Consider the following 12,904-nt stretch of genomic DNA (forward strand, 5'->3'; position numbering starts at 1 on the left):
CGTTGCGCAAAACAAGAGCCAAGGCTGTGTAGATCATCTTCCACCTGATGTGAATCCTGCCAAGCGGTGTTCGTTTTTCACCAGTATCTGGTTCAGGCGCGTTCGGTTTCGGCGCTGCCGTCCGACACAGGGAAAACAGCATGGACACTACCGACCTTGTGCTTGCCATCTTCCATCATCTGCTGGTGTTTTCGCTAGCAGGCATCATCGGCGCCGAATTCGTCCTGATCCGCAGCGACTTGTCCGCCGCGACGCTGAAGCGGCTTGTCGGCATCGACCGCCACTACGGCATCATTGCCATGCTGATCATCATCGTCGGCATCGGCCGCGTCATCTATGGTCTCAAGGGCTGGGAATTCTACGTCTACAATTGGATGTTCTGGGCTAAGATGGCCGCTTTCGCCATTGTCGGCCTGTTGTCGATTGTCCCGACCATCCGTTTCCTGTCCTGGAATAGGCAGGTAGTCGCCAATCCGGGCTTCCAGGTGCCTGGGGCGGAGCTAGCGTCCGTTCGCACCTATGTCCGCACCGAGGCCTTGATCTTCCTATTGATCCCGATGTTCGCGGCGGCGATGGCGCGCGGCTACGGCTACTAGAATAGGTTGGAGGAAGGGCATCGCATGGCCCAACCTTCCCACTCATTTGCGCGGACAAACGTGCAGTTTGCCGTTTGAGCCCGATTGTCATTTGTCGGGTTGCGCTAGTTATTGCTCCATCTACAGTCGGTTTTAGAGGAATCCGCGCAGCGGTTGGCAATCATATTCTGGGAGGAAACACGATGCGAAAATTCATCGCCGCGCTGGCTGTCGCTGCGGCCGCCATGCTTTATCCGTCGGCCGCTGGCGCGCAGACCTACCCCGAACGCACCATCACCATTGTCGTGCCTTTTTCGGCCGGCGGCCCGACCGACACCGTCACGCGTCTTGTCGCGGAAGCCATGTCGAAAGACCTCGGCCAGCAGGTTATCGTCGAGAATGTCGGCGGCGCCGGCGGCACACTGGGCGCCGGCCGCGTCGCGAATGCCGAGCCTGACGGCTACACGCTGCTCCTGCATCACATCGGCATGGCGACCAGTGCGACGCTATATAGGAATCTCGCCTACGACACGCTGAACGCGTTCGAATATGTCGGCCTCGTCACCGAGGTGCCGATGACCATTGTCGCCCGCAAGGACCTCGAGCCGACCGATCTGAAGGGACTGGTCGACTACGCCAAGGCCAACAAGGACACCGTCACCGTCGCCAATGCCGGGATCGGCGCGGCCTCGCATCTGTGCGGCATGCTGTTCATGAGCGCCATCGGCACGCCGCTGGTCACCGTGCCCTACAAGGGCACCGGCCCGGCCATGACCGATCTTCTCGGCGGCCAGGTCGATATCATGTGCGACCAGACGACCAATACCACCAAGCAGATCCAGGGCGGCACGATCAAAGCCTATGCCGTAACCTCGCCACAACGCCTAGACGTGCTGCCGGACGTGCCGACGACGATAGAAGCCGGCCTTCCCCAGGTGCAGGTCGGCATCTGGCACGGCATCTATGCGCCCAAGGGCACGCCGGCCGAGATCACCGAACGCCTGTCGAAATCTCTGCAGGTGGCGCTGAAGGACCAGAACGTCGTCGCCCGATTTGCCGAACTCGGCACCAAGCCGTCGCCCGAGGCCGATGCCACGCCGGCCGCGCTCAAGGCCAAGCTGGAAAGTGAGATCGTGCGCTGGAAGCCGATCATCGAAGCGGCCGGCCAGTACGCCGACTAAAGATTTTAACGGGGCGCCGCCAGCGCCCCATTTTTACACCGGCATCGGCACGCCCCTGAGGCGGGCCGGGAGGACGCCATGAAACCTTTCGCAATCGACAGAACCAACGGCATATGCGCCGCGCTGTTGATCTTTATTGGCGCCTTTTTCGCGCTGCAGTCACTGGGCCTCGAAATCGGCACCGCCTTTCGCATGGGGCCGGGCTATTTCCCGCTGGTGCTGGCGATCGTGCTGATCCTGCTTGGCGCTGCTATCCTCGTCCAAGCGGTGCGTTTCGAGAGCGAGCCGATCGGTTACATTGCGTGGCGCGGCATGTTGTTCATCCTGCCTGCTCCGATCTTCTTCGGCCTGACGGTGCGCGGCCTCGGCTTCATCCCGTCGATCTTCCTGACGGCGCTGATCGCATCGTTCGGTAGCGGCCGTATGAAGCCACTGACTGCACTCGTCCTGTCAGCCGGCCTGACGCTGTTCGCATTCGTCGTCTTCAGCTACGCACTCGGCCTGCCGTTCCGGCGTTTCGGCCCATGGCTGCCACTATCGTTGTGAGGAGATGAAATGGAACTCCTCAACAACCTCGCACTCGGCTTTTCGACAGCCACATCTTTGGCAAACCTCGGTTTCTGCCTGATCGGCGTCCTTCTCGGCACGCTGATTGGCGTCCTGCCCGGCATCGGCGCCACCGCTACCATCGCCATGCTGTTGCCGATCACCTTCCAGATCGGCGACCCGGTTTCCTCTCTCATCATGCTCGCCGGCATCTATTACGGCGCGCAGTATGGCGGCTCGACCACCGCCATTCTCATCAACATGCCCGGCGAATCCTCGTCGGCCGTCACCGCAATCGACGGCTACCAGATGGCCAGGAACGGCCGCGCCGGAGCAGCTCTGGCGACCGCGGCGATAGGCTCGTTCTTTGCCGGCACGGTGTCGACCTTCCTCGTCGCCATCTTTGCCCCACCGCTGACGGCGATAGCACTGAGATTCGGCGCGGCCGAATATTTTTCGCTGATGATCGTCGGCCTGGTCTCGTCCGTCGCGCTCGCCCACGGCTCGATCGTCAAGGCGCTGGCCATGGTCGTGCTCGGCCTGCTGCTGGGACTTGTCGGCACGGATATTTACACCGGTACGCCCCGCTTCACGCTCGGCATCCGCGAATATGCCGACGGGCTGAATTTCGTCGCAGTGGCGGTCGGCGTCTTCGGCGTCGCCGAGATACTGCGCAACCTCGAAAACGAGCATGAGCGTTCCGTGCTGATTCGAAAGATCTCCGGCCTTATGCCGACCCGCGACGATTTTCGGCGCATGGCGGCTCCAATCGTGCGCGGAACGATCATCGGTTCGGCGCTCGGCATCCTGCCGGGAGGCGGCGCGATCCTTGCCGCCTTTGCCTCATACACCGTCGAAAAACGTGTCTCGAACAATCCGGGCGAATTCGGCAAGGGCGCCATCGAAGGGGTCGCCGGGCCGGAATCGGCCAACAATGCCGGCGCGCAGACCTCCTTCATCCCGATGCTGACGCTCGGCATTCCGGCCAACCCGGTAATGGCGCTGATGATCGGCGCGATGATCATCCAGGGCATCGTGCCCGGCCCCAATGTCGCCATCGAACAGCCTGCGCTGTTTTGGGGTATCATCACCTCGATGTGGATCGGCAATCTGATGTTGATTGTCTTGAACCTGCCGCTGATCGGGCTTTGGGTGAAACTTCTTACGATCCCCTACTATGTGCTCTTCCCGATCATCATGGCGTTCTGCTCGATCGGCGTTTACAGCGTCAACACCAACGTCTACGACCTCTATGCCGTCGCCTTCTTCGGCTTGCTTGGCTACCTCCTGACCAAGCTGCGCTGCGAACCTGCGCCGCTGCTGCTCGGCTTCGTGCTCGGCCCGCTGCTCGAGGAAAACCTGCGCCGCGCCATGATTCTCTCGCGCGGCGATCCGAGCACCTTCGTGACGCGGCCGATCAGCGCCAGCCTGCTCCTCATCGCGCTTGCGGTGCTCGTCATCGTGTTTCTCCCCGCGGTCAGGAAGAAGCGCGAGGAGGTGTTCGTCGAAGAGAGTTCCTGAACGTGGACGGCGCCACATAGGAGGAACTTCAGAGTCACTTGGCGGGCACTGATTCAGCAGCCGCTTCTACTGACCCGAGCGGCGCGATCTCGACCAGCGGTGCAGGCACGCTGGTCGTCTTTTCCTTGGCCTTGCAGATATCGGCGATGACGCAGGCTGGGCAATCCGGCTTGCGCGCCTTGCAGACATAGCGGCCGTGCAGGATCAGCCAATGATGGGCATGCCGCATATATTCGTCCGGAATGATCTTCAGGAACCCGTGCTCCACCTGTTCCGGCGTCTTGCCCGGCGCCAGCCCGAGCCTGTTTCCGATGCGGAAGATGTGCGTGTCGACCGCCATCGTATGCTGCCCGAAGGCTACGTTCAGCACGACATTGGCGGTCTTGCGGCCGACACCCGGCAGCTCGACCAGTTGATCGCGATCCTCAGGCACCTCGCCGCCATGGTCACGGATCAGCGCCTCGGACAGCGCGATGACGTTCTTGGCCTTGTTGCGCCACAGCCCGATGGTGCGGATATGGTCGCCGAGCCTGGTCTCGCCCAGCGCCAGCATTTTCTGCGGCGTGTCGGCGATTTTGAACAGCGCCCGCGTCGCCTTGTTGACGCCGGCATCCGTCGCTTGCGCCGAAAGCACCACCGCCACCAACAGCGTGAAGGCGTTGATATGTTCGAGCTCGCCTTTCGGCTCCGGCCGCTGAACGGAAAAGCGCCGGAAAATCTCATGCACCTCGGCGAGGCTGTAAAGCGCCCGGGATCTTGCCGGCCGCGGACGCGGCTTGACGTTCGAGCCGTCGCGGCGGCCGGGCAACAGGTCTTTTTTTAGCGCCGAAGAGTTTTTGGGCTTGGGGCTTGTCATTGCCTTCCTATAATATTCTGCAATGAGCGACACAAACGCCTCATTTCAGGCCGACGAGCCATTCTTCCAGGCGCTGCTGACACCGCACCGGTCGCTGGGTAAAACCGGCTTTGCCATCCTGATGGGCGCCCTGCTGTTCGGGTGGCTGGTGACCGGAGCGTTTTTTCTGTCGCGCGGCGCCTGGCCGGTGTTCGGCTTCTTCGGCCTCGACGTTATTGCCGTCTATATCGCCTTCCGCGCCAATTATCGTGCCGCCCGGGCTCGCGAGGAGGTGTCGGTGTCGCGCACCAGCCTCGACATCCGCAAGACTGCCCCGTCAGGCAAATCGGAAGCACATCGCTTCAATCCATTCTGGGCACGCTTTTCGATCGCCCGCCACGCCGAGATCGGCATCACCAGAATGGCGGTCGAGGCGCAAGGAAAAACCGTCTCGATCGGCGGCTTTCTCAACCCCGACGACCGCGAGAGTTTTGCCGCCGCATTTTCGCGCGCTCTGGCGACCGCCAAGGCGCGCTGACGATCAGAACCGAAATCTCAATAGCCTGCCGACCCTCCGAAGAGCCGGAATGTGGCTCCAGAGGCGAAAGACCAGTCCGGCGAACCAGCTCACACGGGCGGCATGTTCGGGTTTGTAAGCCATGGTTTCCTCGACCAACCGCAGGCCGGGCACTGACCGTTCCAAGTCGCGCGGATCGTTGATGGCCCAGTGGAGTTCGGCGCCAGTGGCGCGGCACGACGGGTTGAGGCGCACGAGCTTTAGACCCAGGTCGCTGTAGGCATCGCAGACAAGTTCGCCGCTGGCCAGATGCGACACAAGCCGCGAAACCAGCCTTGGGCCCTCGTCAGCGGCAAGGTAGGGTGTCAGGCCCTCCGCCACGACCATCGCCGGGCGATCGCCGGGCACTTCGTCCAGCCAGCCAGGCTCGGTGACGGATGATCCGATCAGGTGATAATGCTCGCGCATCGGATAGAGCTTGCGCCTGAGCTCGATGACTTCGGCATAATCGACGTCGAACCAGTCCACGCCGGGCGGCGGATCGATGCGGAATATTCGCGTGTCCAGCCCGCAGCCGAGATGCAGGACAATGGCGTTCGGGTTGTTCGCCAGAAAAACCGAAACCCAGTCGTCCAGCGTCTTGGCCCGGATCGCCAGACCGACGCCGAGATTGTTGTCGACCTTGAGCCGCGAGAAGTCGTAGTCGATGCGGCGAACCGCCTCGTCCGCGAAGCGGTCTTTCAGCAGCGAGTTGGGAAGCCGGCTTTCCAGCGCCTTGCCATAAACGGTGATCAGCAGCGTTTCTTTTTCCTTGGTCAGCTGCACCTTCTCGCCGGCCATGATTGTCCTCCCATTCAAAGCCAGCTCTATCTGGGTACATGCCGCGGGAAAGCAAGTTTCGGGTGGTGATCGGCGCCGCGAAAGACGATATTCGCACTCAAGGAGATACTGCCATGAACGCCCAAATGCCTCTCAAAACGACAGCAATCCTTCAGAAAGACATCACGCCTGAAGGCGGCGACTACGAAATCGTCCGTCGTGCCATCGAAAAGATCAGCCTCGACTATCGCGACCAGCCTTCGTTGGAAGTGCTGGCCGAGGAGGTCGGCGATACGCCGACCGGGCTGCAGAAGCTGTTCACCCGCTGGGCCGGCCTGTCGCCCAAGGCTTTTCTGCAGGCCGTCACCCTCGATCATGCGCGCAAACTGCTCGATGCCGGCATGCCGCTGCTTGAAACCTCGTTCGAACTCGGCATGTCCGGCCCAGGCCGGCTGCACGATCTGTTCGTCACCCACGAAGCGATGTCGCCGGGCGACTACAAGACCCGCGGCGCCGGGCTCACCATCCGCTACGGCTATCATATCTCGCCTTTCGGCATCGCGCTGATCATGGTGACGGACCGCGGCCTTGCCGGCCTCGCCTTCAACGACCCCGGCGGCGAGCGTGCGGCCTTTGCCGACATGTCCAGCCGCTGGCCGAATGCGACCTATGTCGAGGACATGGCGGCGACGGCGCCCTATGCCGCGCGCATCTTCGATCCGTCGCTGTGGCGCGCCGACCAGCCGCTGCGCGTCGTCATGATCGGCACTGACTTCCAGGTCCGTGTCTGGGAGGCCTTGCTGCGTATTCCGATGGGCCAGGCCTGCACCTATTCCTCGATCGCCGCGCGCATCGGCGCACCGAGCGCCAGCCGGGCTGTCGGTGCCGCGGTCGGTGCCAATCCGATGTCCTTCGTCGTGCCGTGCCACCGGGCTCTCGGCAAGTCCGGCGCGCTCACCGGCTACCATTGGGGCCTGACGCGCAAACGCGCCATCCTCGGCTGGGAGGCGGGACAGGTCTCTTCTTGAATAGCCAACGAATGGAACGACAGGAGCGATGCAAGGACCGCTAGGGTGACAAGCAGCGATCTTACGGAGTAGCTTCCCGCGCAATTAGAGTGATATGCGCTAGCGGGAGGCACTTCTTGATCGTCGTCATCGGCTCCATCAATCTCGACCTCATCGCCAGTGTCGACCGCTTGCCCGGTCCCGGCGAGACCGTGCGCGGCTCCGGTTTCGCCACTGCCCCCGGCGGCAAAGGCGCCAACCAGGCGCTGGCCGCCGCCCGCGCCGGCGCCAAGGTGCGCATGGTCGGCGCAGTCGGCAAGGACAGCTTCGCCAGCGACGCTCTGGCGCTGCTGCGCGACGGCAAGATCGACCTGTCCGGCGTCGGCGAGACCTTTGCCTCGACCGGTACTGCGCTGATCATGGTCGGCGCCGACGGCGAGAACGTGATCGCCGTTGTGGCGGGCGCCAATGATTCGGTCGTGCCGGGTGACCTTTCCAAAGCTTTCCTGAAAAACGGCGACGTCGTGCTGCTGCAACTGGAGATCCCGCTGCAGACCGTCGAGGCAGCACTCGACGCGGCAAGGACGGCCGGCGCGATCACCGTGCTCAACACCGCACCTTTCCATAGTGACGCGGCCGGCTTCCTCGGCAAGGCCGACTATCTCGTCGCCAACGAAACCGAGTTCGACCTCTATGGCGAGGCGCTGTCATTGAGCGGCCGCGACCGCCCGGCACGGATGCGCGACTATGCCGCGAGAACCGGCCGCACCATCGTCGTCACGCTTGGCCCGGACGGCGTTCTGGCGGCAATGCCGGACGATCTTCTGATGGTTCCGGCGCTGCAGATCACCCCGCTCGACACGGTCGGCGCCGGGGACACGTTCTGCGGCTATTTTGCTGTCGGGCTGGCAGCCGGCCTGCCGCTCGACCAGGCGCTTGCCCGCGCTGCCGCAGCCGGTTCGCTGGCCTGCCTGAAAGCCGGTGCACAGCCGGCCATCCCGCTGGCCAGGGACGTCGATGCTGCCTTGCAGAAATCTGCAGGCTAAAGCGGGATGACAGCCGTGCGCCCGACCACGAAGCATGCGGTGCCGCCCCCCGGCGACATCTGCCGCCTGTCTGCCGTGGAGCTTGCCGAGAAGATCAGGCGCCGGCAACTTTCGGTGTGCGAAGTGATCGCGGTATTCCTCGACAGGATCGAGGCGGTGAACCCGCTGGTCAACGCTATCGTTTCATTGCGTGAGCGTGCCGACATCCTGCACGAGGCCGACAGCGCTGACACCCATCTGGCGCGAGGAGGAGATACCGGATCGCTGTTCGGCCTGCCGATCGCGATTAAGGACCTTGCGCTGACAAAAGGCCTGAGAACCACCTTCGGCTCGCCGATCTTCGCCGATTTCGTGCCTGAGGAAGACGACTTCTTCGTCGAGCGCGTCCGCAAAGCCGGCGCCATCATCATCGGCAAGACCAACGTTCCCGAATTCGGACTTGGCTCCAACACCTACAACACCGTGTTCGGACAGACGCTCAACGCGTTCGACCCGGCGCTGACCGCCGGCGGCTCGAGCGGCGGCGCGGCCGTCGCGCTGGCGCTCGACATGGTTCCCGTTGCCGATGGCAGCGATTTTGGCGGTTCGCTGCGTAATCCCGCTGCCTACAACAATGTCTATGGCTTCCGCCCATCGCAGGGATTGGTGCCGGCTGGCCCTGACCTTGATGTGTTTCAGGCGCAGATGGGCGTCGAAGGGCCGATGGGACGCAACGTGCGCGACATGGCGTTGCTGCTCGACGTTCAGGCCGGCTATCATCCTCGCGCGCCGCTGTCGCATGATAGGCCAGGCTCGTTCCTCGAAGGGCTGGAAGCACCGGCGGCCGGCGGGCGCATCGCCTGGCTCGGCGATCTTGACGGCCACCTGCCGGTTGAAGCAGGCATTCTACAGCTTTGCGAGGCCGCACTCGGTCGATTCGCGGATGTATCCTTCGAGGCCGAGCCGCTGATGCCGGAATTCGACTTCGAAGCGCTGTGGCAGGCCTTTGTAACGCTTCGCCAGGCGAGCAGCGGTTGTGCGCTCAAGGCGCATTACGACGATCCCTTGAAACGCAGTCTGCTGAAGCCGGAGGCCGTGTGGGAGGTGGAACATGCACTGCGCCTCACCGCGCCACAGATCCACGCCGCAACGGTGAGGCGCTCGTCCTGGCATCGAATGCTGCTATCGCTCTTCGAGCGTTTCGACCTGATTGCGCTGCCAGCCGCACAGGTCTTTCCCTTCGATGTCGTCACCCACTGGCCAAGGGAAGTGGCGGGGCGTGCCATGGACAGCTATCATCGCTGGATGCAGGTCTCAGCGCTCGCCACGCTGGGCGGCTGCCCGGCGGTCAACGTGCCGGTGGGCTTCGACGCCAGGGGCAGGCCAATGGGCATGCAATTGATCGGGCGGCCGCGCGGTGACCTCTCGGTGCTGATGGCGGCTGCCGCCTATGAGGCAACACTGCCGTGGCAGGCCGGCGCCTGCTGACATCAGCTCCGCATTGTCGGCGCCTCGCCGACTTGCACGCAACTCATCGCCATGCATTGATCGCAACAGCGCGCCGCACGAGCGGCATTCTGCGGAGGGAAAAAATGTCGCTGGAACTCTACGCCACCTATGTCGTCGCCTGCATCGTCATCATCCTGGTGCCGGGGCCGACGGTGACGCTGATCATCGCCAACAGCATCCGCCACGGCTCGCGCGCCGGGCTCGCCAATGTCGCCGGCACCCAGGCCGGACTGGCCATCATGATCGCCATCGTCGGCATCGGGCTGACATCGCTGATCGCCGGCATGGGCCACTGGTTCGAATGGGTCCGGCTGATTGGCGCTGCCTACCTGATCTGGATGGGCGTGCAGATGTTTCGCTCGAAAGGCAAGCTGAACGCCGACGGATCGGCAAAAAGACCGCGCGGCGGCTTCTTTTTGCAGGGGCTGCTGGTGGCGATCAGCAATCCGAAGACGCTGGTGTTCTTCGGCGCCTTCTTTCCGCAGTTCATCGCGCCTGAAGGCAATTACGCATTACAGATCGGCGTCATGGGTCTCACCGCCATGATCTTCGCCGCCGTCTCGGATTCGACCTACGCGCTGGCCGCCGGCCGCGCCGGACGCCTGCTGTCGGCCGGCCGCGTCAGGCTGCTGTCGCGAATCAGCGGCAGCTTCCTGGTCGGCGGCGGCCTTTGGCTGGCGTTTTCCAAGGCGAAGTAACGGCCGCGAGTCCGGCGACGCCAACAGCAACATCCTGGAATAGGAAGGCCGATTGAAAGTCGGCCTTCAGGCCACCACATGAATCAACAGTGGGGATTCATGTCTATGCCGTGGACTTATGCGGATTTGAAAAGGAACGCGTTTGGCGTGATTCTGTTCATCGCTTTGTTCGCGGCGATGGTTCCGTCGGTTCTGAACAAATGGGCGAATGACGCAAGTCCGATCCGGTCGGTCGATGCGCGTCGATGCAACGATCAAAAGTGGACAGGGTAAAGGGCAGAATATCCAATATCTGCTGGTCCTTGAGAACGGTTCGACGGTCCTGGTTTACGACGACCTCCCGCATCTGATCGACTCGCGCGTCGGCATCGAGCGGGTAACGCGCGACAATGGCTTCGTCTTTTACCGGTTTGCAAATTGAACCATGACAAGAGCGCGGCTGGCCTTCACCTTGCTGATACTGCGGGAAAACCTCCGGGGCATCATCACCACCAGCCTTGTGGTGGGCGTCTGCATTTTGGCAATCGGCGCACTGATTGCAAGGCGGAGCAGCCCCATCATCGATGTGGAGCGCGTGCCAGGCACTGTGGTTAACGTCCTCAACGCTTCCCCAAATCCCGAAGGTGCGGTCGGTGACGGATTCCGCTATCTCTACGGAATCCGCCTCGAAGAAAATAATCTCTTGGTGTTCGTATATGGCGACCCGAGCGCGCCGCGCGCCATCGGCTCGCAAGTTTTGATTGAGCGACAGCGTCGCGTGAACGAAACCGAAACGTATCGTCTGCTTCGGGAATGAAAGACGGCCCTAAAGCCGCCCCAGCCTTTCCAGCAACAGCTCGAAAAACGCATCATGGTCGATGTCACGCATCACCATCGCGTTCTTCGGCCGCTTGGTCACTCCCCACCAGTCGATAACCGTCATGCCCATGGTGAGCTCCGAGGCGGTTTCCACGCTGACATTGCAGTTGCGGCCCTTGAACAGCTTCGGCTTCAACAGATAGGCGATGACGCAAGGATCGTGCAGCGGGCCGCCATCGGTGCCGTATTTTTCCTCGTCGAAACGTTCGAAGAATTCCAGCATGTCCGCGGTGGCCGTGCCGACCCTGGTGCCGAGCTTGCGGAAGGCCTTCGTGCGCTTGGCGGTGGTCAGCGCCTTGTGGGTGACGTCGAGCGGCATCATCACGATCGGAATGCCCGATTTGAACACGACATCGGCGGCATGCGGGTCGACATAGATGTTGAATTCGGCGGTCGGCGTGACATTGCCGCCCTCGAAGAAGCCGCCGCCCATCAGCACGATCTCCTTGATGCGCGGCGCGATTTTCGGCTCGCGGATCAGCGCCAGCGCAACGTTGGTGAGCGGCCCGAGCGCGCAAAGCGTGATCGTGCCGCTCTCCTCCCTCATCAGCGTCTCGACGATGAAATCGACCGCATACTCGTCCTGCAGCTTCATCTTTGGTTCGGGCAGTTGTGGTCCGTTGAGGCCGGTCTTGCCATGCACTTCCTCGGCGGTGACCAGTTCGCGCGCCAGCGGCCGGATGGCGCCTGCATAGACCTTGACGTCCGGCCGGCCGGCCAGCTCGCAGATCTTGCGGGCGTTTTTTTCGGTAAGTTTCAACGGCACGTTGCCGGCCACCGCGGTGATGCCGACGATCTCCAGCTCGGCGCTGCCGAGCGCCAGTAATATGGCGACGGCATCGTCCTGGCCGGGGTCAGTGTCGATGATGATCCTGCGGGATTGGGGCATTTCAATTCCTTGTTTTGGCAAGTCTTTTTGGGCGGGACGTGTGACGGCTTGAAGTCTGCCGGGCGGCGGACCATATCAAGACCATCGGGAAAAATGCCATCCGGGTTTTTCCACTTTATGTCGCTCTTGAGAGGACACTGTAACATGAGCCGAATGACGCCTTTTTCCAGCCCGCTTCTCCTCGGTTTCGATTCCATGGAAAAGACGCTGGAGCGGTTGGCAAAGTCCGGCGATAGCTATCCTCCCTACAACATCGAGCGCCTCAGCGGTGCCGACGGCAAAACCGAAAGGCTGCGTATCACGCTCGCTGTCGCCGGTTTCGCGGAAAGCGATCTCGATGTCACAACGGAGGAGAACCAGTTGGTCGTGCGCGGCCGTCAGAACGACGACACCGAGCGCGAATTCCTCCACCGCGGCATCGCCGCGCGCCAGTTCCAGCGCTGCTTCGTGCTGGCCGACGGCATGCGGGTGATTGCGGCGGAATTGAAGAACGGCCTTCTGTCGATCGATCTCGATCGGCCGGAATCCGAACGGCTGGTACGAAAAATAAACATATCGGTGAAAGACTGATTTTTGCCGATAGCTCTCATGCGGGATGGCCTTGAGCGGCGTCTCGCGGCAAGGAGGCTTGAAATGACCAGAACTAACGAAAATATCATCATGACCAGCGGCGAATTCGCCCATCTCGGCGAAGGTTCGGTCGCCTATCTCAGGAAAGTGTCGAGCGACGATCTGCGCGGCCGTTTCCCGGGTCTCGGCGAAATCGCCTCCGGGCTCGAACTGTGGGCCCTGTTTGCCGCCAATGGCCAGCCGATCCTGCTTTCGGACGCTCGCGACCGGGCACTGGCTGGCGCGCTGGAAAACGATCTGACCCCGGTCGCTATCCACTAACGTCGCTATCCACTGACAAATACGGCGCAGCGA

General features: G+C 62.2%; 16 protein-coding genes. 13 read left to right on the top strand and 3 right to left on the bottom strand.

What is annotated here, in order from left to right:
* The first annotated feature begins 140 nt into the window (after positions 1–140).
* The 4 genes from NKI95_RS02260 (at position 141) to NKI95_RS02275 (ending at position 3,823) form a co-directional block, all read left to right on the top strand.
* A complete protein-coding gene (locus tag NKI95_RS02260; RefSeq protein WP_352713787.1) occupies positions 141–596 on the top strand; it encodes a DUF2214 family protein in 456 nt (151 codons plus the stop codon).
* A 182-nt stretch (positions 597–778) separates the two neighbouring features.
* Entirely contained in the window at positions 779–1,756 is a 978-nt protein-coding gene (locus NKI95_RS02265) for a tripartite tricarboxylate transporter substrate-binding protein (protein WP_352713789.1), read from the top strand.
* A 78-nt stretch (positions 1,757–1,834) separates the two neighbouring features.
* Complete coding sequence (locus tag NKI95_RS02270; protein WP_292663247.1) at positions 1,835–2,302, top strand: tripartite tricarboxylate transporter TctB family protein; 468 nt, start codon at positions 1,835–1,837, stop codon at positions 2,300–2,302.
* 9 nt (positions 2,303–2,311) lie between these two features.
* On the top strand, positions 2,312–3,823 hold the full coding sequence (locus tag NKI95_RS02275; RefSeq protein ID WP_352713792.1) for a tripartite tricarboxylate transporter permease: 1,512 nt from the start codon (positions 2,312–2,314) through the stop codon (positions 3,821–3,823).
* Between the two features lie 34 nt (positions 3,824–3,857).
* On the opposite strand, the gene nth is transcribed toward NKI95_RS02275, so the two are convergent.
* Positions 3,858–4,679 carry an endonuclease III gene (nth, locus tag NKI95_RS02280; protein WP_352713794.1) on the bottom strand — a complete coding sequence of 274 codons (822 nt, stop codon included), beginning with the start codon at positions 4,677–4,679 and terminating at the stop codon, positions 3,858–3,860.
* Between the two features lie 22 nt (positions 4,680–4,701).
* Here nth and NKI95_RS02285 point away from each other — a divergent pair, with 22 nt between their 5' ends.
* Entirely contained in the window at positions 4,702–5,196 is a 495-nt protein-coding gene (locus tag NKI95_RS02285; protein ID WP_352713797.1) for a DUF2244 domain-containing protein, read from the top strand.
* Positions 5,197–5,199: 3 nt separating this feature from the next.
* On the opposite strand, the gene NKI95_RS02290 is transcribed toward NKI95_RS02285, so the two are convergent.
* Positions 5,200–6,015 carry a class I SAM-dependent methyltransferase gene (locus NKI95_RS02290; protein WP_352713800.1) on the bottom strand — a complete coding sequence of 272 codons (816 nt, stop codon included), beginning with the start codon at positions 6,013–6,015 and terminating at the stop codon, positions 5,200–5,202.
* 113 nt (positions 6,016–6,128) lie between these two features.
* On the opposite strand from NKI95_RS02290, the gene NKI95_RS02295 reads away from it, so the two are divergent.
* The 6 genes from NKI95_RS02295 to NKI95_RS02320 all read left to right on the top strand — a co-directional run bounded on the left by NKI95_RS02295 (position 6,129) and on the right by NKI95_RS02320 (position 11,029).
* Positions 6,129–7,022, top strand: coding sequence for a methylated-DNA--[protein]-cysteine S-methyltransferase (locus NKI95_RS02295; protein ID WP_352713802.1), 894 nt, complete (start codon positions 6,129–6,131; stop codon positions 7,020–7,022).
* Positions 7,023–7,138: 116 nt separating this feature from the next.
* Positions 7,139–8,047, top strand: coding sequence for a ribokinase (locus NKI95_RS02300; RefSeq protein ID WP_352713804.1), 909 nt, complete (start codon positions 7,139–7,141; stop codon positions 8,045–8,047).
* 6 nt (positions 8,048–8,053) lie between these two features.
* Positions 8,054–9,514, top strand: a complete 1,461-nt coding sequence (locus NKI95_RS02305) for an amidase (RefSeq protein WP_352713806.1) — start codon at positions 8,054–8,056, stop codon at positions 9,512–9,514.
* 104 nt (positions 9,515–9,618) lie between these two features.
* On the top strand, positions 9,619–10,233 hold the full coding sequence (locus NKI95_RS02310; protein WP_352713808.1) for a LysE family translocator: 615 nt from the start codon (positions 9,619–9,621) through the stop codon (positions 10,231–10,233).
* A 235-nt stretch (positions 10,234–10,468) separates the two neighbouring features.
* Complete coding sequence (locus NKI95_RS02315) at positions 10,469–10,654, top strand: hypothetical protein (RefSeq protein ID WP_352713810.1); 186 nt, start codon at positions 10,469–10,471, stop codon at positions 10,652–10,654.
* A 3-nt stretch (positions 10,655–10,657) separates the two neighbouring features.
* Positions 10,658–11,029: a hypothetical protein gene (locus NKI95_RS02320; RefSeq protein ID WP_352713812.1), complete on the top strand. Its 372-nt coding sequence runs from the start codon at positions 10,658–10,660 to the stop codon at positions 11,027–11,029.
* A 9-nt stretch (positions 11,030–11,038) separates the two neighbouring features.
* Here NKI95_RS02320 and NKI95_RS02325 read toward each other — a convergent pair whose 3' ends face one another.
* Positions 11,039–11,980, bottom strand: a complete 942-nt coding sequence (locus tag NKI95_RS02325; protein ID WP_352713814.1) for a nucleoside hydrolase — start codon at positions 11,978–11,980, stop codon at positions 11,039–11,041.
* A gap of 144 nt (positions 11,981–12,124) precedes the next feature.
* Between NKI95_RS02325 and NKI95_RS02330 the strand changes: the two genes are divergently transcribed.
* Positions 12,125–12,550, top strand: coding sequence for an Hsp20 family protein (locus NKI95_RS02330; RefSeq protein WP_023675270.1), 426 nt, complete (start codon positions 12,125–12,127; stop codon positions 12,548–12,550).
* Between the two features lie 63 nt (positions 12,551–12,613).
* On the top strand, positions 12,614–12,871 hold the full coding sequence (locus NKI95_RS02335) for a BQ00720 family protein (protein ID WP_352713815.1): 258 nt from the start codon (positions 12,614–12,616) through the stop codon (positions 12,869–12,871).
* The last annotated feature ends 33 nt before the right edge of the window (positions 12,872–12,904 follow it).

The sequence above is a fragment of the Mesorhizobium sp. M0306 genome, from assembly GCF_040321655.1.
Lineage (GTDB): Bacteria > Pseudomonadota > Alphaproteobacteria > Rhizobiales > Rhizobiaceae > Mesorhizobium.

Coding starts and splice junctions, on each gene's coding strand:
- NKI95_RS02260 (WP_352713787.1), top strand. CDS start 141: ATGGACACTACCGACCTTGTGCTTGCCATCTTCCATCATCTGCTGGTG.
- NKI95_RS02265 (WP_352713789.1), top strand. CDS start 779: ATGCGAAAATTCATCGCCGCGCTGGCTGTCGCTGCGGCCGCCATGCTT.
- NKI95_RS02270 (WP_292663247.1), top strand. CDS start 1,835: ATGAAACCTTTCGCAATCGACAGAACCAACGGCATATGCGCCGCGCTG.
- NKI95_RS02275 (WP_352713792.1), top strand. CDS start 2,312: ATGGAACTCCTCAACAACCTCGCACTCGGCTTTTCGACAGCCACATCT.
- nth (WP_352713794.1), bottom strand. CDS start 4,679: ATGACAAGCCCCAAGCCCAAAAACTCTTCGGCGCTAAAAAAAGACCTG.
- NKI95_RS02285 (WP_352713797.1), top strand. CDS start 4,702: ATGAGCGACACAAACGCCTCATTTCAGGCCGACGAGCCATTCTTCCAG.
- NKI95_RS02290 (WP_352713800.1), bottom strand. CDS start 6,015: ATGGCCGGCGAGAAGGTGCAGCTGACCAAGGAAAAAGAAACGCTGCTG.
- NKI95_RS02295 (WP_352713802.1), top strand. CDS start 6,129: ATGAACGCCCAAATGCCTCTCAAAACGACAGCAATCCTTCAGAAAGAC.
- NKI95_RS02305 (WP_352713806.1), top strand. CDS start 8,054: ATGACAGCCGTGCGCCCGACCACGAAGCATGCGGTGCCGCCCCCCGGC.
- NKI95_RS02310 (WP_352713808.1), top strand. CDS start 9,619: ATGTCGCTGGAACTCTACGCCACCTATGTCGTCGCCTGCATCGTCATC.
- NKI95_RS02315 (WP_352713810.1), top strand. CDS start 10,469: ATGCGCGTCGATGCAACGATCAAAAGTGGACAGGGTAAAGGGCAGAAT.
- NKI95_RS02320 (WP_352713812.1), top strand. CDS start 10,658: ATGACAAGAGCGCGGCTGGCCTTCACCTTGCTGATACTGCGGGAAAAC.
- NKI95_RS02325 (WP_352713814.1), bottom strand. CDS start 11,980: ATGCCCCAATCCCGCAGGATCATCATCGACACTGACCCCGGCCAGGAC.
- NKI95_RS02330 (WP_023675270.1), top strand. CDS start 12,125: ATGAGCCGAATGACGCCTTTTTCCAGCCCGCTTCTCCTCGGTTTCGAT.
- NKI95_RS02335 (WP_352713815.1), top strand. CDS start 12,614: ATGACCAGAACTAACGAAAATATCATCATGACCAGCGGCGAATTCGCC.